The sequence below is a fragment of the Tepidimonas ignava genome, from assembly GCF_004342625.1.
Lineage (GTDB): Bacteria > Pseudomonadota > Gammaproteobacteria > Burkholderiales > Burkholderiaceae_C > Tepidimonas > Tepidimonas ignava.
Genome location: NZ_SMAH01000005.1, coordinates 168,616 through 187,923, shown reverse-complemented (window position 1 = coordinate 187,923; position 19,308 = coordinate 168,616). Strand labels below are relative to the sequence as shown.

Annotated in this window: 21 protein-coding genes, 1 tRNA gene and 1 pseudogene; 7 read left to right on the top strand and 16 right to left on the bottom strand. The window is 67.7% G+C overall.

Features of this window, described 5'->3' with window-relative positions; all coding sequences use genetic code 11:
- Nucleotides 1-92: 92 nt before the first annotated feature.
- Both EDC36_RS05765 and EDC36_RS05760 read right to left on the bottom strand, forming a co-directional pair.
- On the bottom strand, nucleotides 93-263 hold the full coding sequence (locus tag EDC36_RS05765) for a hypothetical protein (RefSeq protein WP_185971231.1): 171 nt from the start codon (nucleotides 261-263) through the stop codon (nucleotides 93-95).
- Nucleotides 264-760: 497 nt separating this feature from the next.
- Nucleotides 761-836 (bottom strand) — tRNA-Arg (locus EDC36_RS05760).
- 224 nt (nucleotides 837-1,060) lie between these two features.
- Between EDC36_RS05760 and EDC36_RS05755 the strand changes: the two genes are divergently transcribed.
- Together EDC36_RS05755 and aroQ are read left to right on the top strand one after the other, a co-directional pair.
- Nucleotides 1,061-1,570 (top strand): c-type cytochrome, encoded by a 510-nt coding sequence (locus tag EDC36_RS05755; RefSeq protein ID WP_132962285.1) that lies wholly within the window; start codon nucleotides 1,061-1,063, stop codon nucleotides 1,568-1,570.
- An 8-nt stretch (nucleotides 1,571-1,578) separates the two neighbouring features.
- The gene (gene aroQ, locus EDC36_RS05750) at nucleotides 1,579-2,088 is read left to right on the top strand and encodes a type II 3-dehydroquinate dehydratase (protein WP_243646484.1); all 510 of its coding nucleotides are present in this window, start codon (nucleotides 1,579-1,581) and stop codon (nucleotides 2,086-2,088) included.
- Here the strand turns inward: aroQ and EDC36_RS05745 are convergent.
- The 11 genes from EDC36_RS05745 to EDC36_RS05695 form a co-directional block, all read right to left on the bottom strand.
- On the bottom strand, nucleotides 2,028-2,600 hold the full coding sequence (locus EDC36_RS05745; RefSeq protein WP_132962284.1) for a DUF2946 family protein: 573 nt from the start codon (nucleotides 2,598-2,600) through the stop codon (nucleotides 2,028-2,030). The genes aroQ and EDC36_RS05745 overlap by 61 nt on opposite strands.
- A 10-nt stretch (nucleotides 2,601-2,610) precedes the next feature.
- Nucleotides 2,611-3,636 (bottom strand): YheT family hydrolase, encoded by a 1,026-nt coding sequence (locus EDC36_RS05740; protein WP_132962283.1) that lies wholly within the window; start codon nucleotides 3,634-3,636, stop codon nucleotides 2,611-2,613.
- An 8-nt stretch (nucleotides 3,637-3,644) separates the two neighbouring features.
- On the bottom strand, nucleotides 3,645-4,061 hold the full coding sequence (locus EDC36_RS05735; RefSeq protein WP_132962282.1) for a F0F1 ATP synthase subunit epsilon: 417 nt from the start codon (nucleotides 4,059-4,061) through the stop codon (nucleotides 3,645-3,647).
- 90 nt (nucleotides 4,062-4,151) lie between these two features.
- Nucleotides 4,152-5,561 carry a F0F1 ATP synthase subunit beta gene (atpD, locus tag EDC36_RS05730; protein WP_132962281.1) on the bottom strand — a complete coding sequence of 470 codons (1,410 nt, stop codon included), beginning with the start codon at nucleotides 5,559-5,561 and terminating at the stop codon, nucleotides 4,152-4,154.
- A gap of 47 nt (nucleotides 5,562-5,608) precedes the next feature.
- Nucleotides 5,609-6,478, bottom strand: a complete 870-nt coding sequence (gene atpG / locus EDC36_RS05725) for a F0F1 ATP synthase subunit gamma (protein ID WP_132962280.1) — start codon at nucleotides 6,476-6,478, stop codon at nucleotides 5,609-5,611.
- A gap of 43 nt (nucleotides 6,479-6,521) precedes the next feature.
- Entirely contained in the window at nucleotides 6,522-8,078 is a 1,557-nt protein-coding gene (gene atpA / locus EDC36_RS05720) for a F0F1 ATP synthase subunit alpha (RefSeq protein ID WP_132962279.1), read from the bottom strand.
- Nucleotides 8,079-8,126: 48 nt separating this feature from the next.
- A complete protein-coding gene (locus tag EDC36_RS05715; protein ID WP_132962278.1) occupies nucleotides 8,127-8,657 on the bottom strand; it encodes a F0F1 ATP synthase subunit delta in 531 nt (176 codons plus the stop codon).
- A 38-nt stretch (nucleotides 8,658-8,695) separates the two neighbouring features.
- Complete coding sequence (locus tag EDC36_RS05710; RefSeq protein WP_132962277.1) at nucleotides 8,696-9,166, bottom strand: F0F1 ATP synthase subunit B; 471 nt, start codon at nucleotides 9,164-9,166, stop codon at nucleotides 8,696-8,698.
- A gap of 123 nt (nucleotides 9,167-9,289) precedes the next feature.
- Nucleotides 9,290-9,535 (bottom strand): F0F1 ATP synthase subunit C, encoded by a 246-nt coding sequence (gene atpE / locus EDC36_RS05705; RefSeq protein WP_132962276.1) that lies wholly within the window; start codon nucleotides 9,533-9,535, stop codon nucleotides 9,290-9,292.
- A gap of 48 nt (nucleotides 9,536-9,583) precedes the next feature.
- Nucleotides 9,584-10,462 (bottom strand): F0F1 ATP synthase subunit A, encoded by an 879-nt coding sequence (atpB, locus tag EDC36_RS05700; RefSeq protein WP_132962275.1) that lies wholly within the window; start codon nucleotides 10,460-10,462, stop codon nucleotides 9,584-9,586.
- A gap of 35 nt (nucleotides 10,463-10,497) precedes the next feature.
- Entirely contained in the window at nucleotides 10,498-11,052 is a 555-nt protein-coding gene (locus EDC36_RS05695; protein ID WP_132962274.1) for an ATP synthase subunit I, read from the bottom strand.
- 118 nt (nucleotides 11,053-11,170) lie between these two features.
- Between EDC36_RS05695 and EDC36_RS05690 the strand changes: the two genes are divergently transcribed.
- Genes EDC36_RS05690 through lipA form a run of 3 tightly spaced genes read left to right on the top strand, consistent with a single transcriptional unit; the run spans nucleotide 11,171 to nucleotide 13,116 of the window.
- A complete protein-coding gene (locus tag EDC36_RS05690; RefSeq protein ID WP_132962273.1) occupies nucleotides 11,171-11,437 on the top strand; it encodes a YbeD family protein in 267 nt (88 codons plus the stop codon).
- A 2-nt stretch (nucleotides 11,438-11,439) separates the two neighbouring features.
- A complete protein-coding gene (gene lipB, locus EDC36_RS05685; RefSeq protein ID WP_132962272.1) occupies nucleotides 11,440-12,114 on the top strand; it encodes a lipoyl(octanoyl) transferase LipB in 675 nt (224 codons plus the stop codon).
- A 36-nt stretch (nucleotides 12,115-12,150) separates the two neighbouring features.
- Entirely contained in the window at nucleotides 12,151-13,116 is a 966-nt protein-coding gene (lipA, locus tag EDC36_RS05680) for a lipoyl synthase (protein ID WP_132962271.1), read from the top strand.
- Between the two features lie 54 nt (nucleotides 13,117-13,170).
- Here lipA and EDC36_RS05675 read toward each other — a convergent pair.
- Nucleotides 13,171-13,620 (bottom strand): annotated as a pseudogene (locus tag EDC36_RS05675) (OmpA family protein); the annotation flags it as partial.
- A 441-nt stretch (nucleotides 13,621-14,061) separates the two neighbouring features.
- Nucleotides 14,062-15,075 carry a TolC family protein gene (locus EDC36_RS05670; protein ID WP_132962269.1) on the bottom strand — a complete coding sequence of 338 codons (1,014 nt, stop codon included), beginning with the start codon at nucleotides 15,073-15,075 and terminating at the stop codon, nucleotides 14,062-14,064.
- Nucleotides 15,076-15,289: 214 nt separating this feature from the next.
- Here EDC36_RS05670 and EDC36_RS05665 point away from each other — a divergent pair, with 214 nt between their 5' ends.
- Entirely contained in the window at nucleotides 15,290-15,970 is a 681-nt protein-coding gene (locus EDC36_RS05665) for a transglutaminase-like cysteine peptidase (protein WP_132962268.1), read from the top strand.
- A gap of 33 nt (nucleotides 15,971-16,003) precedes the next feature.
- Nucleotides 16,004-17,920, top strand: a complete 1,917-nt coding sequence (locus tag EDC36_RS05660; protein ID WP_132962267.1) for a bifunctional diguanylate cyclase/phosphodiesterase — start codon at nucleotides 16,004-16,006, stop codon at nucleotides 17,918-17,920.
- 33 nt (nucleotides 17,921-17,953) lie between these two features.
- On the opposite strand, the gene lplT is transcribed toward EDC36_RS05660, so the two are convergent.
- Nucleotides 17,954-19,237 carry a lysophospholipid transporter LplT gene (gene lplT / locus EDC36_RS05655; protein ID WP_132962266.1) on the bottom strand — a complete coding sequence of 428 codons (1,284 nt, stop codon included), beginning with the start codon at nucleotides 19,235-19,237 and terminating at the stop codon, nucleotides 17,954-17,956.
- Nucleotides 19,238-19,308: the final 71 nt, after the last annotated feature.

The following is a 19,308-nucleotide window of genomic DNA, read 5'->3' as shown; positions in this document are numbered from 1 at the left end:
GGCGCATCAGACATCAGATCTGGGGGAAATTGTACTCGCAAACAGACAATAACACAAGAAAAATCATGATGTTATGAATATTTCAGGGGCGACTAAATACCGTAGCCCAAGCGAACGATCTTGCCCGCCTCGATCAGCGCCTTGATCGCCCGGCTGATCTGGCTGGGGCTGCCCATGGCCTTGAAATCGGCGCGCAGGACGACCTCGCCCTTGCGGCGGGCGATGGAGCGAGCCATCCTGTCTTTGACGCTGAGTCGGCTCATGGCGACCTCAGAACTGATGCAAACATTGCCCTATCACTGTACACGATCCTGACTTAGGGAAGGTCTGCACAACAGCCTCTGACTCGGCCGTTGCCGACCAATGTTTCACATGGTGGCAACGTGATTGCGCTCCAGGGGCGGTTTGTGGTCTGTGGGTGGGCCGTTTAGGCCCTGTTCGTGAGCCGCAGGCCCCTCACAGCCAACACGGCGCCCGACCGCCAAAGAGGGCAACACGAGTGAGTAGCCACCACCCTCGACGGGCCGCTGGCAGCGCCCATGGGGCACAGGGCCGATGGTCGTTTCGGGCGTGTTCGTCACCACCTGCTGGCACAGCCGTGGCACAACCAGGGCACACGCAGGGCACAAACACCGTGACCGGGTGGGACGCGACCACTGGCGCCGTTCAAGGGCACGGCGCCTGCGGCTCAACAACAGCAAGGCGACTTGGGCCACGCCCGCCCCATCGCCACCCACGGCTGTTGAGTAAGTGCTTGATTTGGCGCGGCTGGCGGGGATCGAACCCACGACCTTCGGCTTCGGAGGCCGACACTCTATCCACTGAGCTACAGCCGCTTGGGGCACATCAACTTATGGTCACATTTTCTCACGCCGGCCCGGTGACCTCAGGCTTCGGAGGCCGACACTCTATCCACTGAGCTACAGCCGCGTGAGAAGCCCGATTCTACCAGCCGCGCACCGGCCATGGGTTGTGGCCGCTCTTATAATCCAACAGTTTTCACCTTGGTGGCGCACGCGCAGCGCGTGCGCCCATGCAGATGCCGCTTCGAAGGGACATCATGAGCGACCACGCCCACGACAGCCACACCGGCCCGATCCGCACCCCCAAGCAACTGTGGTGGACGGCGATTTTCGCCTTCGTCGTCCCGGTGATCCTGATCATGGGCCTGGTGGCCTACGTGACGCGCACCCCCAAGCCCCAGGCTGGCGTGGCCAATCCGGAGCTGGCGGTGGCGCAGCGCATCCAGAAGGTGGGCAGCGTCGAGCTGCGTGACGCCAACCGCCCGCTGGCGGCTGGCGAAGAGGTGTACAAAGCGCAGTGCGCCGCGTGCCACGCTGCCGGTTTGGTGGGCGCGCCCAAGTTCGGCGACAAGGGCGCGTGGGCGCCGCGCCTCGCGCAGGGCTTCGACACGTTGGTCAACTCCGCGCTCAAGGGCAAAGGCGCCATGGGCGCCCAGGGCGGCGGCGCGTTCCGCGACCTGGAAATCGCACGCGCGGTGGCCTACATGGCCAATGCGGCGGGCGCCAACTTCCCCGAGCCGCAGGCCCCGGCTGACGAGAAAAAGTAACCCCTGCCGTGGCCAACGACCTTGTGACGGCGGCACCCGCCCCCGCATCGGCGCGGGTGTTGGTGCTCAACGGCCCCAACCTCAACTTGCTCGGCACGCGTGAGCCGGGTATCTACGGCGCGCTGACGTTGGCCGACTTGGAACAACGCTGCCGCCAACACGGCGCCGCGCTGGGCTTGCAGGTCGAGTGTTTCCAGAGCAACCACGAGGGCGCGCTGATCGACCAGATTCACGCGTGGGGAGCGCTGCATCGGCAGGGGCAGGCCCTCGGCGTCGTGTTCAACCCTGGCGCGTACACCCACACCTCGATCGCGCTGCACGACGCCATCAAGGGCGTCGAGCCACTGCCCGTCATCGAGGTGCATATCTCCAACGTGCACGCGCGCGAGTCGTTTCGCCACCACTCGTGGATCGCGCCGGTGGCCGCCGGCAGCATCATCGGCTTTGGACCGGACGGCTACTTGATGGCGCTGGAGGCACTCGCGCGCCGTGCCGCGGGGCTGGGCACGAAGCGGTAACGTTCGGGCAGCGTCGCGCTGTGCACGCTGCGTGGCTCGGTCACGGGCCAGCGTCCCGCCTCCCAATGCTCGACAGCCAGCGGGACATCTTGGCTGTGCACCACCCCAACGCCCAGCGGCGTGACGAGGTACACCCACCCGCGCTCGTCGACCAAGACCTCGGTGGGCATGGTGGGCTGCCCCGTGTGGCTGTACAGCCCGCCGTCGGGCTGGACCCGCCACACCCACGGCGTGCAGGCCAGCTCCACGTACACGCGCTGGGGGCCGTTCTGGAAATACCACTGTCCCTGGTCGTCGCAAGCGTAGTTGCGCCCAATGAACGCGATCAGGCCGGCGTGTCGCAGTTCGCTGCCCCGGCTGGCGGCGCTGGCACCCGGGCCGACAAAGGGGCCAGCGGCCTGCGCGGCAGCATCGCGCATCCACCAACGCCCCCGCTCGTCCAAACCCAACCAGCCGTAGCAATGCGGCACGTTGGGCCACTTGGCCATCGCGGCTTTGACCATGTCGTCCATCGGCACCCCCTCACGGTACGCTGGCGGCGCTGGCCGCATGCAGCCAGTTCAGCACGTGCTCCCACACGCCCCAGACTTCGCCACGCACATCACCCGGGTGGCGGCGCTGGGCAAACCCCACATGCCCCCCTTGGCGTGGCTGCCACAGCCGCACCCACGGCCCGACCTCGCCCGCCTGCGGCAAGCTCGCGGCCGGCACGAACGGGTCGTTGCGTGCGTTGAGCACGAGCGTGGGCACCTGGATGCGCGCCAAGTGGGGTTTGCTGGAGGCGCGCCGCCAATAATCGTCCACCCCGGCAAACCCGTGCAACGGCGCCGTGAAGGCGTCGTCGAACACGCGCAGCGTGCGGGCCGTCACGGCCCGCCGCACGTCCAGCACCCCCGGGTGTTGCCGCGCCAACGCGCGTGCCTTGCGCCGCATGGTACGCAAAAAATGCCGTGCGTACAGCCAACGGTTCAATCCGCGGTCGATCGCCGCGCCGGCCGCGGTCAAATCCAGCGGCGCCGACACCGCGGCGGCCGCGCGCACCCGTGCGCGCGCCGCCGCGCCCTGCTCCTGCAACCAACGCAGCAACGCGTTGCCACCCAACGACACCCCCACCGCCCACAATGGCAAGGCCGGGGCCAGCGCCGCGGCACGCGCCAGCATCCAATCGATCTCGGCGTGGTCGCCGCTGTGGTAGGCGCGCGGCGCCCGGTTCGGTTCGCCGGAGCAGCCCCGAAAATGCGGCACCACCACACCCCAGCCCCGCTGCAGCGCCACCCACGCCAGCGCCTGCGCGTAGTGGCTGCGTGACGAACCCTCCAGGCCGTGAAAGAGCACGACCAGGCCCTGCGGCACCGGCGGCAGCAGCGTGTCGGCGTCGACAAAGTCGCCATCCGGTGTGTTCCAGCGCTGGCGCCGCCACGCGGGCAGGGCGGTCGGCGTGCGACGCGCCCAAAACGCAGCGGCCACCGTTTGCCGGTGGCCGCCACGCTGCCACGCCGGCGGGCGTGGCCATTCGTCGGGTGGGCATGGTGCCGGGGGCAGCACCATGGGCCGCCTCAGCGCTTTTGGCGGAAGCGACGCAGCGCCGCGATCTGCGCCGCCATGATGGCCAGCTCCGACTGGGCTTTGGCCAAATCGACGTCGCTCTTGGCGTTCTTGAGTGCCTCTTCGGCGGCCTTGCGCGCTTCGTTGGCCTTGGCCTCGTCAAGGTCCTTGCCGCGGATCGCGGTGTCGGACAGCACCGTCACCACCTTGGGCTGCACCTCCAGGATGCCGCCCGCGACAAAGACGAATTCCTCTTCGCCGTCGGCCTTTTCGATGCGCACCGCGCCGGGCTTGATGCGCGTGATCAGCGGCACGTGGCCGGGCAGAATGCCCAGCTCACCCGCTTCACCGGGCAAGGCCACGAACCGGGCCGGACCGCTGAAGATCGACTCTTCGGCGCTGACCACTTCGACCTGTATCGTTTGCATCGCGACTCCTTCGTCTGTCGTCCAACGGGGCGGCGGTTCGTGGCGTTGCCACGCGTCTCACCGCCCCTGCGGTCGCCCCGTAGGGCCGCTTCAGGCGGCCAGCTTCTTGGCCTTTTCGAAGGCGTCGTCGATCGTGCCGACCATGTAGAAAGCCTGCTCGGGCAGGTGGTCGCACTCGCCGTTGACGATCATCTTGAAGCCGCGGATGGTCTCCTTCAGCGGCACGTACTTGCCGGGCTGACCGGTGAACACCTCGGCGACGTGGAACGGCTGCGACAGGAAGCGCTGGATCTTGCGCGCCCGCGCCACGATCAGCTTGTCTTCCGGCGACAGTTCGTCCATGCCCAGAATCGCGATGATGTCGCGCAGCTCCTTGTAGCGCTGCAGCACCGCCTGCACCGCACGGGTCGTGTTGTAGTGCTCTTCGCCCACGACATTGGGGTCGACCTGACGGCTGGTGGAGTCCAGCGGGTCCACGGCGGGGTAGATACCCAGCGCGGCGATGTCGCGGCTCAACACCACGGTGGCGTCCAAGTGCGCGAAGGTGGTGGCCGGCGACGGGTCGGTCAGGTCATCCGCCGGCACGTACACGGCCTGGATCGAGGTGATCGAGCCCACCTTGGTCGAGGTGATGCGCTCTTGCAGCTTGCCCATTTCTTCGGCCAGCGTGGGCTGGTAACCCACGGCGGAGGGCATACGGCCCAGCAGCGCCGACACTTCGGTACCGGCCAGCGTGTAGCGGTAGATGTTGTCGACGAAGAACAACACGTCACGGCCTTCGTCACGGAACGACTCGGCGATCGTCAGACCGGTCAGCGCCACGCGCAGACGGTTGCCCGGCGGCTCGTTCATCTGGCCGTACACCATCGCCACCTTGGACTCCGACAGGTTGTCGGCCACGACCACCTTGGACTCCATCATCTCGTGGTAGAAGTCGTTGCCTTCACGCGTGCGCTCACCCACGCCCGCAAACACCGACAGGCCCGAGTGCGCCTTGGCGATGTTGTTGATGAGCTCCATCATGTTGACGGTCTTGCCCACGCCGGCGCCGCCGAACAGACCCACCTTGCCGCCCTTGGCGAACGGGCAGATCAGGTCGATCACCTTGATGCCGGTCTCGAGCAGCTCGGTCGAGGGCGACAGCTCGTCGTAGGCCGGCGCCTTGCGGTGGATCGAGCTGGTCAGCGACTGGTCGATGGGCCCCCGCTCGTCGATGGGGTTGCCCAGCACGTCCATGATGCGGCCCAGCGTGGCCTTGCCCACGGGCACCGTGATCGGCGCGCCGGTGTTGTACACCGTCATGCCACGGCGCAGGCCGTCGGAGGAGCCCAGCGCGATGGTGCGCACCACGCCGTCGCCGAGCTGCTGTTGCACCTCCAGCGTCAGCGGCGAACCCTCCATTTTGAGGGCGTCGTACACCTTGGGCATCTGGTCACGCGGGAACTCCACGTCCACCACGGCGCCGATGCACTGAACGATCTTGCCTTGAACTTGAGCCATGATTCAAACCTTGTTCGATTGCGAAGATGACGGGAACCGGGGTGGCGTCACACCGCCGCCGCACCGGCGACGATTTCGGACAGTTCCTTGGTGATGCTGGCCTGGCGCGTCTTGTTGTAGACCAACTTGAGCTCGCTGATCAGGTTGCCAGCGTTGTCGGTGGCGGCCTTCATGGCCACCATGCGCGCCGACTGCTCCGACGCCATGTTCTCGGCCACCGCCTGGTACACCAGCGCCTCCACGTAGCGCACCAGCAGCTCGTCGATCACCGTGGGCGCGTCGGGTTCGTAGATGTAGTCCCAGTCGTAGCCCGGCGCGCCGCTGTCGAGCTCCTTGGCCGACAGTGGCAGCAACTGCTGCACCACGGGTTCTTGCTTCATCGTGTTGATGAAGCGCGTGTAGCACAGGTACACCGCGCTGAGCTTGCCTTCGGCGTAGGCGTCCAGCAGCACCTTGACCGGGCCGATCAGGCGCTCCAGGTGTGGCGTGTCGCCCAGACCGGTGACGTGCGACACCACCTTGGCGCCAATGCGGTTGAGAAACCCCAGCCCCTTGTTGCCAATGGCCACCACCTGCGCGGTCTTGCCCTGCGACTGCAGCTCGCGCAACTGGTTGGTCACCGCGCGCAGCAGGTTGGTGTTGAGGCCGCCGCACAGGCCCTTGTCGGTGGTGACCACGATCATGCCGGCCACGGGGGCGTCGGCATGCTCAACCATGAACGGGTGCACGTACTCCGGGTTGGCGCGGCTCAGGTTGCCAGCGATCTGGCGCACCTTGTCCGCGTACGGACGCGCCTGCCGCATGCGCTCCTGCGCCTTGCGCATCTTGGAGGCGGCCACCATTTCCATGGCTTTGGTGATCTTTTTGGTGTTTTCCACCGACTTGATCTTGCCGCGTATTTCCTTGCCTGCTGCCATCGCTGCTCCTATTGCCTGCGGGGGGCTTCGTGGACGGCGGTGCTCACCACGTGCCGGTCTGCTTGAAGGCGCGAATGGCGGCGTCGAGCTCGGCCTCGGCGTCCTTGTCCATCGCCTTTTGCGTCTCCAGCTTGTCCAGCAGCGCGGCGTGCTTGTCCTTCAGGTACGCGTGCAAGCCAGCCTCGAACGGCAGCACCTTCTTGACGTCGATGTCGTCCAGGTAGCCCTTGTTGGCGGCGTACAGCGAGGCGGCCATCAGGCTGATGGGCAGCGGGCTGTACTGCGGCTGCTTGAGCAGCTCGGTCACGCGTGCGCCGCGGTCGAGCTGTTTCTTGGTGGCCGCGTCCAGGTCGGAGGCGAACTGCGCAAACGCCGCCAGTTCACGGTACTGCGCCAGGTCGGTACGGATACCGCCCGACAGGCTCTTGATCAGCTTGGTCTGCGCCGCACCCCCGACGCGCGACACCGAGATACCGGCGTTGATCGCGGGGCGGATACCCGAGTTGAACAGGTTGGTTTCGAGGAAGATCTGGCCGTCGGTGATCGAGATCACGTTGGTGGGCACGAACGCCGACACGTCGCCGGCTTGCGTCTCGATGATCGGCAGCGCGGTCAGCGAGCCGGTCTTGCCCTTGACCTCGCCGTTGGTGAACTTCTCGACATAGTCCGCGTTGACGCGCGCGGCGCGCTCCAGCAGACGCGAGTGCAGGTAGAAGATGTCGCCCGGGTAGGCCTCGCGCCCCGGCGGACGACGCAGCAGCAGCGACACCTGGCGGTACGCCACGGCCTGCTTGGACAGGTCGTCGTAAATGATCAGCGCGTCTTGGCCGCGGTCGCGGAAGTATTCACCCATCGTGCAGCCGGAGTACGGGGCCAGGAACTGCATCGCGGCCGACTCGGACGCCGACGCGGCCACGACGATGGTGTACTCCATCGCACCGTGTTGCTCCAGGGCCCGCACCACGCTCTTGATCGACGACGCCTTCTGACCGATGGCGACGTAGATACAGACCATGTTCTGGCCCTTTTGGTTGATGATGGTGTCGATGGCCACCGCGGTCTTGCCGGTCTGGCGGTCACCGATGATCAGCTCGCGCTGGCCGCGGCCGATCGGCACCATCGAGTCGATGGCCTTCAGACCGGTCTGCACCGGCTGGTCCACGCTCTTGCGCGCGATCACGCCCGGGGCCACCTTCTCGACCACGTCGGTGAGCTTGGCGTTGATGGGTCCCTTGCCGTCGATCGGGCGGCCCAGCGCGTCGACCACGCGGCCGATCAGCTCGGGGCCCACCGGCACTTCCAGGATGCGGCCGGTGCACTTGACGGTGTCGCCTTCGGAGATGTGCTCGTACTCACCCAGGATCACGGCACCGACCGAGTCGCGCTCCAGGTTCAGCGCCAAGCCGTAGGTGGGTTGGCCGTCTTTGCCGGCCGGGAATTCCAGCATTTCGCCCTGCATCGCATCGGACAGGCCGTGGATGCGCACGATGCCGTCGGTCACCGACACCACGGTGCCTTGGTTGCGCACGTCGGCGCTGGGGGCCAGGCCCTCGATGCGCGACTTGATCAGTTCGGAAATTTCGGCGGGATTGAGTTGCATGACGCGTTCCTTTGCGCAATGTTGTCCGGCGGCGTTGCTCGGGCCTGCTCAGGCCGTCAGCGCCACACGCATTTGTTCCAGACGGGCCTTGACCGACGTGTCCAACACCTCGTCGCCCACCACCACGCGCACGCCGCCGATCAGCTCGGGGCGCACCTGCACCTGCAGCCGCAGCTGGCGGCCAAAACGCTTCTCCAGCACGGCCTTGAGCTCGTCGAGCTGCGCACCTTCGATCGGGAAGGCGCTTTGCACCAGGGCATCGGCCACGCCCTGGCGCGCGTTGAGCAGCGCGCGGAACTGCCGCGCGATTTCGGGCAGTGCCGCCAGGCGGTCGTTGTCGATGACGGTGCGCAGGAAGTTTTGGCCCTGCGGGGGCAGCGGCTCCTTGAGCACGCCGGTGATGACGTCGTACACCTGCTGCGCGCTCACCTTGGGGTCGGCGGCGAACGCCAGCAGCTGCTCGTGCGCAGCCACGGTGGCCAGCGCATCGAGCCAGACGGCCGCAGCGGCCGCTTGGTCACCGGCGGCCTTGAACAGCGCCTCGGCGTAGGGTCGTGCAATGGTGGCGAGTTCTGCCATGGTTCAACCTCAGGGGCGCGGTGGGCGCACGGGGCGCATCACAGTTCGGTCTTGAGCCGCTCGAGCAGCTCGGCGTGGGCGCGGGCGTCGACTTCGCGGCGCAGGATCTGCTCGGCGCCCTTGACGGCCAGCACGGCCACTTGCTCGCGCAGCGCTTCGCGCGCTTGCACGGCCTGCTGCTCGGCCTCGGCCTTGGCCGCGGCGACGATCTTGGCCGCTTCCTCGGCCGCACGCGCCTTGGCCTCTTCGATCAGCGCGTGGGCGCGACGCTCGGCGTCGGCCAGCCGCGCCGCGGCTTCGTTGCGCGATTGCGCCAGCGTATCTTCGATGCGCTTGTTGGCCACGGCCAGCTCAGTGCGTGCTTTTTCGGCGGCGGCCAAGCCTTCGGAAATCTTTTGCGCACGCTCATCCAGCGCCTTGGCGATGGGCGGCCACACGAACTTCATCGTGAACCACACCAGGATCGCGAAGACGATGGCCTGCGCAAAGAGGGTTGCATTGATGTTCATCGCAACGCCTTTCGGACGGGATGTGCGTAGACGGGGCAGCGTCGGGGAATGCCGGGTGGTGCGGCGTGCGCCCGCGGCCGCTTGGGGCTTGGGGCGGGCGCACCCTTCCTCACGTCGGGGCGATCAGAGCGCGAACGGGTTGGCGAACGCGAACAGCAGCGCGATGGCCACACCGATCAGGAACGCCGCGTCGATCAGACCCGCCAGAATGAACATCTTGGTCTGCAGGTCGTTCATCAGCTCGGGCTGACGCGCGGAGGACTCGAGGAACTTGCCCCCCATCAGGGCGATGCCGATCGACGCACCGATGGCGCCCAGACCGACGATGATGCCGCAAGCCAGAGCAACGAGACCGAGGATGTTTTCCATGGTGTGATTTCCTTTGGTTACTTGAGAGGAAGGTTGGGGAAAAGGTTGTCAGTGGGCGTCGTGCGCCTGACCAAGGTAGATCAGCGCCAGCATCATGAAGATGAACGCCTGCAGGGTGATCACGAGGATGTGGAAGATGGCCCACACCGTGCCCGCGATCAGGTGTCCGACGAACAGCAGGCCGCCTGTGAGCGACAGCGCGGCGTAGCCACCGAGCAGCGCGATCAGCATGAAGACCAGCTCGCCCGCGAACATGTTGCCAAACAACCGCATGCCGTGGGAAACCGTCTTCGCCACGAACTCGATCATTTGCATCAGGAAGTTCACCACCCCCAGCAGCAGCGCCCACAGCGGGTTGCGGCTGGTGCCAAACGGGGCCGTGACGAGCTCGTGCGCCCAACCGCCCAAGCCCTTGATCTTGACGTTGTAGTACAGGCACATCAGCAGCACCGACACCGACAGACCCAACGTCGTCGACAGGTCGGCCGTGGGCACCACACGCAGGTAAGCGTGGTGCGGATCATGCCCCATCGAGGCGTAAATGCCTTCCCAGATCTTGGGCAGCAGATCCACCGGCAGCAAGTCCATCGCGTTCATGAAGAAAATCCACACGAACACCGTCAGCGCCATGGGCGCGATGACCTTGCGGCTTTGCGCGTTGTGGATGACACCTTTGGCCTGGGTTTCGACCAGCTCGACCAGGATTTCGACCGCCGCCTGGAAGCGACCCGGCACGCCAGCCGTGGCGCGGCGCGCGCCCAGCCACAGCAAAAACACCCCCAGCAGCCCCATCGCCACCGAAAAGATCACCGAGTCGATGTTGATGACCGAAAAGTCGACGATGAAGCCCTGCTTGTGGTTGGTCAGGTGCGTCAGGTGATGCCGGATGTACTCACCGGCGGTCGGTCCGTGTCCTTCTGCTGCCATTTGCGTCCATCCAAATCCAAATTGACTTCGATCTTTCAGCGGCGACTTGCTGGCCACAGCGCCAGCACGTAGCCTTTGAGCACCACCACCAGCCCGACCACCAGGCCCAGCCAGTTCACATCCGACACCAGCCGCGGCGCCGCCGCCAGCAGGGCCAGCGCCAGCACCAGCTTGACGCCCTCCCACACCAGCCAGGCACCCAAGGCCTGACGCGGCGGCCGCACGCGCGACGCACGCCAGCGCGCACGAAACCCACCGGCCATGCCCCACGCCATCAGCGCCGCCGGCCCTACCACGCACAGGCCGCCGTACGCCACCGACAGCGCCAGGCTCGTGTGCTGCGGCCACCACAGCCACTGCGCCAGCGCCGCCAGCAGCGCCACCAGCCCCCACAAGCCCAGCTGCCACATGAGCGCCCGCCGCACCAGCGGCGTGGCGTGGCGCTGACGCCAGCGCTCGGCCTCGGCGCGACTCAGCGGCTTGAAATCGGCAGCGTCGCCCTCATCTGCGTCGTCATCCCATGCGCGCCAACGCGTTGCCTTGGGCGCCGAGGAAGCCGACGCACAGGCGACGGCGAACTGGGAAGCCATTGTCGCGTGCTCCGTTGACATACGCCTGACTGCTTTGAGGTGCGATCGCCACCGGCGACGCCACGCTGACAAAAGCTCTTTATTATACGGACAAACCCCAGTACCGGAAAAGCCCTCGATGACCACCTCCCCTGAGCTGCTGACCTTCCCTTGCCGCTTCCCCATCAAGGTGATGGGCGCGCACGCCGACGGTTTTGTCGACGCGATGGCGCACGTTGCGCGCGCTTTTGACCCCGGCTTTGACGCCGCCAGCATCGAGGTGCGCGCCAGCCGCGCGGGGCGTTACCTGGGCCTGACGCTGACGGTGCAGGTGCACTCGCGCGAGCAGCTCGACGAGCTGTACCGCACCCTGACCACCCACCCCATGGTCAGCGTGGTGCTGTGACGATGCGCCTGCAGCGCCTGGGGCGGGTGCCCTACCTGCCCACCTACGAGGCGATGCGCGCCTTCACCGAGGCGCGCAGCGACGCCACGCCGGACGAGCTGTGGCTGTGCGAACACCCGCCGGTGTACACGCAAGGGCTGGCCGGGCGGCCTGAGCACGTGCTGGCGCCCGGCGACATCCCCGTGGTGGCGACCAACCGGGGGGGTCAGGTCACCTACCACGGCCCCGGGCAGGTGGTGGCGTACCCGCTGCTGGACCTGCGCCGCGCGGGCCTGTACGTCAAGGCGTACGTGCACCGGCTGGAAGAGGCGGTGCTGCGCACGCTGGCCGACTGGAGCGTCACCGGCCACCGGGTGGCCGGCGCCCCCGGCATCTACGTGCGGCTGGACGCGCCACACGACCACGCGGCGCTGACCGGGCCGCGCCCTGGCACCGACCCGTTCGCCGGCCTGGGCAAGATCGCCGCGCTGGGCATCAAGGTGCACCGCCACTGCGCCTACCACGGGCTGGCGCTCAACGTGGCCATGGACCTGAGCCCCTTCGAGCGTATCAACCCCTGCGGCTACGCGGGGCTGCGCACCGTGGACCTTGCTACCATCGGCGTTGCTGCCGACCCGGCTGCGGTGCGCGAGGCGCTGGCCACCCACCTGTGCGCGTTGCTCGCCCCCCGCGGCTAGCCGCGCCCCACCCGGGCGCCGCCCCCAGGAACGCCGATGAACCCGAACGCCGACACCGCCTACGACCCGACCATCAAGCAAAAGAGCGCCGCCAAGACCGCGCGCATCCCGATCAAGGTCGAACCCGCACCGCTGCTGCGCAAACCCGAGTGGATCCGCGTCAAGGCCGGCAGCCCCAGCTCGCGCTTTTACGAAATCAAAGACATCCTGCGCGCCAACAAGCTGGTCACGGTGTGCGAGGAGGCCTCCTGCCCCAACATCGGCGAGTGTTTTGGCAAGGGCACGGCCACCTTCATGATCATGGGCGACAAATGCACGCGGCGCTGCCCGTTTTGCGACGTCGGCCACGGCCGCCCCGACCCGCTGGACCCCGACGAGCCGGACAACCTGGCCAACACGATCGCCGCGCTCAAGCTGAAATACGTGGTCATCACCAGCGTGGACCGCGACGACCTGCGCGACGGTGGCGCGGCCCACTTTGTCGCGTGCATCGAGCGCATCCGCCAGCGCTCGCCCGACACGCGCATCGAGATCCTGACGCCGGACTTCCGTGGCCGCGACGAGCGCGCGTTGGACATCCTGAGCGCGGCGCCCCCCGACGTCATGAACCACAACCTGGAGACGGTGCCGCGCCTGTACCGGCAGGCCCGCCCCGGCTCGGACTACGCCTTCAGCCTGAACCTGCTGCGCAAGTTCAAGCAGCGCTTCCCCCACATCCCGACCAAGAGCGGCCTGATGGTGGGCCTGGGTGAAACGGACGACGAAATCCTGCAGGTGATGCGTGACCTGCGCGCGCACGGCGTGGACATGCTCACCATTGGGCAGTACCTGGCGCCCAGCCAGCACCACCTGCCGGTGCGCCGCTACGTCGAGCCAGCCACCTTCGCGATGTTTGAGCGAGAAGCCTACGCGATGGGCTTCACGCACGCGGCGGTGGGGCCGCTGGTGCGCAGCAGCTACCACGCGGACCAGCAGGCCCACGCCGCTGGGGTGGCGGGCTGAGCGCGCCTGCCCGGCGGCCGCCCGGGCGCGTGGCCGCCGCGCCCGGGGCCGGGTTCACGGGGTGCGCGGGCGCGCTTCGATGATGGTGACCTCGACGCGGCGGTTCTTGGCGCGGCCCTCGGCGGTGGCGTTGTCCGCCACCGGCTCGCGCTCACCACGCCCCTCGGTGCGCACCTTGTCCGCGGGAACGCCCTTGCTGACCAGGTAGGCCTTGACCGCCTCGGCGCGCCGCAGCGATAAACGCTCGTTGTACGCCTCGGCGCCCACGCTGTCGGTGTGGCCCACCGCGATCACCACCTCGAGGTTGGTGGCCTTGATCTTGCTCACCAGCTCGTCGAGTTTGGCCTTGCCATCGGCGCGCAACACCGCTTTGTCGAAGTCGAACAGCGCGTCCGACTGGAAGGTGAACTTCTGCGGCGCGGCAGGGGCCGGTGCAGGGCTGGGGGCGGGAACCGGTGCCGGCGCCGGCCGCGCGCGCACCGGGGCTTCGGCCACCGCTTTGGCCTTGTCCACCTCGTACACCTGCGGCGTGTCGTAGGGGCACAACTCCTCCGGCGGCAGCTCACCGCGGTCCTGGCCCGCCTCAGCCGCGCTGGGCTGGTCGGGCCGCGCCACGCCCAACACCCCCGTCAGGCGCCCCATCGCCGCCAGCGTGCGGGCCTGCGCCAGCAGCTCGTCGTACTGCGCGTTGATGTAGGCGCGGCTGGCCTCGAAGTACTCGTTTTGGGTGTCCAGCAGGTCCAGCAAGGTGCGCTGGCCGATGTCGAACTGCTGGCGGTACGCCTCGCGCGCCACCTCGGTGGACAAGCGGTGCTGGTCCAGGTAGCGCAGCTTGTCGCGCAGCCGGACAACGTCGTTGAAGGCGATGGCCAGGGTCTGACGCACGTCGCGGCAGGCTTTTTCTTGCAGGTCGCGCGCCTGCAGGTGCAACTCCACCGCTTGCTTTTAACGCGCTTGGTCGGCGCCACCCCGGTACAGGTTGTAGTTGAGCACCACCTCGGCGGTGAGGTCGCGCGTGCGGCCATTGAGGCCGTCGATGTCGTTGCCCCACGTCTGGCGAATGCGAAAGTCCACCCGCGGCCAGTAGCCGGCCTTGCGCGACTCGATCTCCTGCCGTTGGGCACGTACATTCTCGTACGCCGCGTTGATGGTGGGGCTGGCGGGCAAGCCTTCGCGCATCACCTCGGCCACACTGCCGGGCAACGACGCCAGTTGCAACCCGGCCCGCAGCGGCGGCAGCATGGCCGGCGGTTTGACACCGACGATGCGCTGGTAGCGCGCGCTGACGTCGTGCAGGTTGGACTGCTCGGTCAGCAGGTTGGATTCGGCCAACGCCAGCCGCCCCAGCGCCTGGTCCATATCGACCCGGCGACTCACCCCGGCCTTGGCGCGCTCTTCGATTTGCTGCGCCGTCAGCTTGTGCTCCACGTAGTTGGCGGTGGCTTCCTTGACCAGCGCCGAGTAGCGCTCCACGTCGATCCAGGCGCGCATGGCTTCCAGCGCGACGCTTTCGGCCGCTTCGAGCAGTTCGTAGTAACGCGTCAGCTTGGCGTAGCCCAGGCGCTTGACCTCACTGGGGGTAAAAAAACCGTCGAACAGCACCTGGTTGAGGGTGAGCGTGGCGGCCGAGCGGTTGAAGCGCTGCTCGGGGGCGCCCGGCGTGGGCACACGGTGCTGGCGCCCCCAGCCCAATTCCAGGTCCACGGTGGGGCGCCAGCCGGCCGCCGCGACGTCTTTGTGCGCGTCGGCGGCCGTGAAAGCGTGCCAGCGCGCCTGCACCTCGGGGTTTTGCGTGATGGCTTGGCGCACCGCCTCGATCAGCGGCGCTGGCAGGTTGCTGGCGGCCGGGTTGGCCACGGCAGCCACGGTCGGTGTGGCAGGCGCGGTCTGCGCGCGAGCGGGAGCGGACAGCAGCGCCACAGCCGCCGCCACGGCTGACAGCATCGGGATGGTTTTCATGGTTGTTTCCTTACCGGTTGGGTGGGGGCGGCTTCCGCCCCCACGGGACTTACACACGCAACCGCGATCGGTATCATCCGAATCACTTTGCTTGGGTATTGTCGGTACCCACGCCGGGGAACGTCAAGGCGGTGCGCTGTTTTTTTGGCCCGCGTGGCTTTTCTGCGATGATGAACGCATCGTTGCCTGCTGCGCGCCGCGCCCCCTTGGGACCATGCCTGCCCTGTCCACGCCCCCTGCTCGACGGTCGCCCCTCGCGCGATGGGCGGTGTGGGCTGCGCTGGCGCTGAGCGCCCTGTGGGCGTTGGCCGCGCCCGACTTCGACCGTCTGCTGCGGCTGGCGCGCGAGCGCTACGGCCCAACCGCCGAGGAGACGGTGCAGGGCTGGCGGCGCTTACTCGCCGAGCAGCGCAACCGCTCGGTTGAGGAGCAACTGGCCGCCGTCAACACGTTTTTCAACCGCCGGGTGCTGTACGAGCTGGACCCGGTCGTGTGGGGCCAGGCCGACCACTGGGCCACGCCGCTGGAGTTCATGGGCCGCGGCGCCGGTGACTGCGAGGACTTCGCCATCGCCAAGTACATCACGCTGCTGGAGCTGGGCGTGCCCGATGAGCGGCTGCGCTTGATCTACGTGCGGGCGCGCACCGCCGGCGCCAAAACGGAAGCGCACATGGTGCTGGGCTACTATGACGAACCGACGGCGGAGCCGCTGATCCTGGACAACCTGATCACCAGCATCCGGCCGGCGGCCAACCGGCCCGACCTGACGCCGGTGTTCAGCTTCAACCGACAGGGCCTGTGGGTGGCGGGCCAGACGCAATCGGCGGCCGACCCGACGACCCGTTTGTCGCGCTGGCGCGACGTGCTGGACCGCATGAAACAGGAGGGGCTGTGAAGCGCAGCCCGCCACCACCCGAGGGGTAGGACCATGTCACTCGTCAAACAATTGTGGCTCGCCGTGCTGGTCGTGATGACCGTGGCCTTTGGCGGCAGTCTGGTGCTGAGCGTGCTGTCGGCACGGCACTACCTGCAGCAGCAGCTGCAGGTCAAGAACATGGACAACGCCACGGCGCTGGCGTTGGCGCTGACGCAACTGGACAAAGACCCCGTGACGATGGAGCTGCAGGTGTCGGCGCAGTTCGACGTCGGGCACTACAAGTTCATTCGCGTCACCGCGCCCGACGGGCGGGTGCTGGTCGAGCGGGTGTACGAAGGCCGGCTGCAAGGCGCGCCCGCCTGGTTCGCGGCGCTGATCCCGATCCGCGCGCAGCCAGGCACCGCCCTGGTGCAAGACGGCTGGAAACCCTACGCCACCGTGACGTTGGCCAGCCACGACCAGTACGCGTATCAGAGCCTGTGGCAAGGCACGCTGGAGTTGCTGGCGTGGTTCGCCAGTGGCGCCGTCGTCGTGGGGACGCTGGGCACGCTGGCCCTGCGGTTGATTCTGCGCCCCTTGCACGACGTGGTGGCGCAGGCGCAGGCGATCGCCGAGCGGCGCTTCATCACCGTGGATGAGCCACGCACGCCCGAATTGCAGGCCGTGGCCCGGGCGATGAACGACACGGTGCGCCGGCTGCAAACCATGTTCGCCGAGGAAGCGCAGCGGCTCGAGGCGCTGCGCCAGCGCGTCAACCACGATCCCATCACCGGCGCCGCCAACCGCGACCACTTCATGGCGCAGCTGCGCGAGGTGCTGTCGGGCGAAGAATACGGCTCGCACGGCACGCTGGTGGTGGTGCGGCTGACCTACCTCAACGAGCTCAACGCGCGCCTGGGCCGCCAGCGCGCGGACGCGCTGCTGCAGGGGCTGGCCAAGACGTTGGCGGCCTGTTGCGACAGCGGCGATGCCGAGCAGCGCGTCGGCCGCCTCAAGGGCGGCGAGTTCGGGCTGCTGTGCCCGGGCGAGGCCAACGCCGACGCGCGCGCCCGTGCCGTGCACGAACGCCTGATGCGCGAGTGGGCGCCTTCGTGGCTGGCCGAGGTGCCGGACCTGTTCCATTTGGCGGCGGTGAATTACACCCGCCACGAACCGCCCGGCGACGTGCTGGCGCGCGCAGACCAAGCACTGGCCCAGGCCCAGGCGCGTGGCCCCAACCACTGGTACGCGACGGACCAAGCCGCCTCACCCGCGCTGACGCTGCCGGCCGAGCGCTGGCGCACGCTGCTGACCGAAGCGGTGCAAGGCGGGCGCTTGAGCCTGGCGTTTTACCCCGTGGTGCGCAACGACGCGCAGCGCCCGCTGCACCAGGAAGGCGTCATCCGCCTGCGCATGGACGCCACGGGGTCGATGCTCAGCGCCGGGGACTTCATGCCGATGGCCGCCAACCTCAACCTGACCGCGCCGATCGACCTCGGTGTGGTACGGCTGGCCATCGAGCACCTGCGCCAGGTCGAAGGCGATGTGGCGGTGAACCTGTCGGCCGAGACGATCGCCGATTTCGGTTTTCGCAACCAGTTGGTGCAGCTGCTGCAGCAGTACCCCGACCTGTGCCGGCGGCTGCTGTTCGAAGTCCCGGAGTACGGGGTGTACCGCCAGTTCGACGCGTTTCGCGACCTGGTGCGCAGCCTCAAGGCACTGGGCTGCCGCGTGGGCATCGAACACTTCGGGCAGCGCTTTGCCAACAGCGAGCAGTTGGCGACGCTGGGCCTGGACTACCTCAAAGTCCACCCCAGCCTGGTGCGGGGTCTGCGCAACAACCCCGGCAACCAGGAGCTGCTGCGGGGGCTGTGCAGCATGGCGCACGCGCTGGGCATCACGGTCATCGCGCTGGGTGTCGAAAGCCGCGACGACCTGCCCCTGCTGGCGCAACTGGGCTTTGATGGCGCCACCGGCCCCGGCATCTGACGCCAAGGCGTCGGCGCTCACGGCGCGTGGCACTCACCCGTGCAAATCGTCGCGCCGGGCGATTTCGAACAGGCGCTGCAGCTCGTGCGGGTAGCGGCGCAGGTTGCGGGCGTGCCAGCGCTGGATCAGCGCCATCACCACCGCCACCAGCAACCCGAACGCGGTGATGGCGCCAAACGCCGACAACCCCGCGCCGGTGGCGGCGCTGTACATAAAGCCCAGGCCCAGGATGCAGGCTTGCTCGTTGAAGTTCTGCACCGCGATCGAGCGGCCCGCCCCCATCAGGTTGTGGCCGCGGTGCTGCAGCAACGCGTTCATCGGCACCACCAGAAAGCCACCCAGCGCCCCCAGCAGCACCAAAAACGGGGCGGCCACCCACACGTCGCGGATCGCGATCATGCCCACCACCAACAGCCCCATCGCGATGCCCAGCGGTATCACGCGCGGGGCCTGGTCGATGCGCATGCGCACCGAGGCCACGATCGCCCCCACCGCCGTACCCACCGCCACCACCCCAACCAGGCTGGAGGCCTGCGTCGTGTTGTAGCCCAACGCCGCGGCGGCCCAGGCGAGCACGATGTAGCGCAGGTTGCCGCTGACACCCCAAAACAGCGTCGTCGTGGCCAGCGAGATTTGGCCCAGGTGGTCGCGCCACAGCCGCAGGTTGCAACGCCAAAAATCGGGCAGCAGCGCCAACGGGTTGGACGGCAGGTGGCGCAGCGGCGCGGTGGTGCGCGGGATACGCAGGTTGAACGCCGCCGCCAGCGCGTACACGCCCACCAGGCCAACGATGGCCACCTCGGCCGCGCCGGGCAGCAGCGCGCGCAGCCAAGCCGCTTCGTGGCCGCCGAGCCACGCCGCAACCCGCGGCGACACGAGCTGGCCGCCCAGCACGACGCCCAAGATGATCGACGCGATCGTCAGCCCCTCGATCCAGCCGTTGGCCTTGACCAGTTGCGACGGCGGCAGCAGCTCGGTCAGGATGCCGTATTTGGCAGGCGAATACGCCGCCGCCCCCAGACCCACCAGGCTGTAGGCCAGCAGCGGGTGCACGGGCGTGAGCATCAGCACACAGCCCACCACCTTGATGGCGTTGCTGATGAACATCACCTGCCCTTTGGGGCGCGAGTCGGCAAACGCCCCCACCCACGGCGCCAGCAACACATAAAACAGGGCGAACATCGGCACCAGGGCCGCCGCCTGCCACTCAGGGGCAGCGCGGCTGCGCAGCAGCTCCACCGCCACGACGAACAGCGCGTTGTCGGCCAACGAGCTGCAAAACTGCGCTGCCATGATGGTGTAGAAGCCGCGCTTCATGGTGGCAAAACTTCGTGTCCTCGGATCGTCGTGGACCACCGCAGCGGCCCGCTTTGTGCGAAAGTACCCGC

Coding starts and splice junctions, on each gene's coding strand:
- EDC36_RS05765 (WP_185971231.1), bottom strand. CDS start 263: ATGAGCCGACTCAGCGTCAAAGACAGGATGGCTCGCTCCATCGCCCGC.
- EDC36_RS05755 (WP_132962285.1), top strand. CDS start 1,061: ATGAGCGACCACGCCCACGACAGCCACACCGGCCCGATCCGCACCCCC.
- EDC36_RS05745 (WP_132962284.1), bottom strand. CDS start 2,600: ATGGACGACATGGTCAAAGCCGCGATGGCCAAGTGGCCCAACGTGCCG.
- EDC36_RS05740 (WP_132962283.1), bottom strand. CDS start 3,636: ATGGTGCTGCCCCCGGCACCATGCCCACCCGACGAATGGCCACGCCCG.
- EDC36_RS05735 (WP_132962282.1), bottom strand. CDS start 4,061: ATGCAAACGATACAGGTCGAAGTGGTCAGCGCCGAAGAGTCGATCTTC.
- atpD (WP_132962281.1), bottom strand. CDS start 5,561: ATGGCTCAAGTTCAAGGCAAGATCGTTCAGTGCATCGGCGCCGTGGTG.
- atpG (WP_132962280.1), bottom strand. CDS start 6,478: ATGGCAGCAGGCAAGGAAATACGCGGCAAGATCAAGTCGGTGGAAAAC.
- atpA (WP_132962279.1), bottom strand. CDS start 8,078: ATGCAACTCAATCCCGCCGAAATTTCCGAACTGATCAAGTCGCGCATC.
- EDC36_RS05715 (WP_132962278.1), bottom strand. CDS start 8,657: ATGGCAGAACTCGCCACCATTGCACGACCCTACGCCGAGGCGCTGTTC.
- EDC36_RS05710 (WP_132962277.1), bottom strand. CDS start 9,166: ATGAACATCAATGCAACCCTCTTTGCGCAGGCCATCGTCTTCGCGATC.
- atpE (WP_132962276.1), bottom strand. CDS start 9,535: ATGGAAAACATCCTCGGTCTCGTTGCTCTGGCTTGCGGCATCATCGTC.
- atpB (WP_132962275.1), bottom strand. CDS start 10,462: ATGGCAGCAGAAGGACACGGACCGACCGCCGGTGAGTACATCCGGCAT.
- EDC36_RS05695 (WP_132962274.1), bottom strand. CDS start 11,052: ATGGCTTCCCAGTTCGCCGTCGCCTGTGCGTCGGCTTCCTCGGCGCCC.
- EDC36_RS05690 (WP_132962273.1), top strand. CDS start 11,171: ATGACCACCTCCCCTGAGCTGCTGACCTTCCCTTGCCGCTTCCCCATC.
- lipB (WP_132962272.1), top strand. CDS start 11,440: ATGCGCCTGCAGCGCCTGGGGCGGGTGCCCTACCTGCCCACCTACGAG.
- lipA (WP_132962271.1), top strand. CDS start 12,151: ATGAACCCGAACGCCGACACCGCCTACGACCCGACCATCAAGCAAAAG.
- EDC36_RS05670 (WP_132962269.1), bottom strand. CDS start 15,075: ATGAAAACCATCCCGATGCTGTCAGCCGTGGCGGCGGCTGTGGCGCTG.
- EDC36_RS05665 (WP_132962268.1), top strand. CDS start 15,290: ATGCCTGCCCTGTCCACGCCCCCTGCTCGACGGTCGCCCCTCGCGCGA.
- EDC36_RS05660 (WP_132962267.1), top strand. CDS start 16,004: ATGTCACTCGTCAAACAATTGTGGCTCGCCGTGCTGGTCGTGATGACC.
- lplT (WP_132962266.1), bottom strand. CDS start 19,237: ATGAAGCGCGGCTTCTACACCATCATGGCAGCGCAGTTTTGCAGCTCG.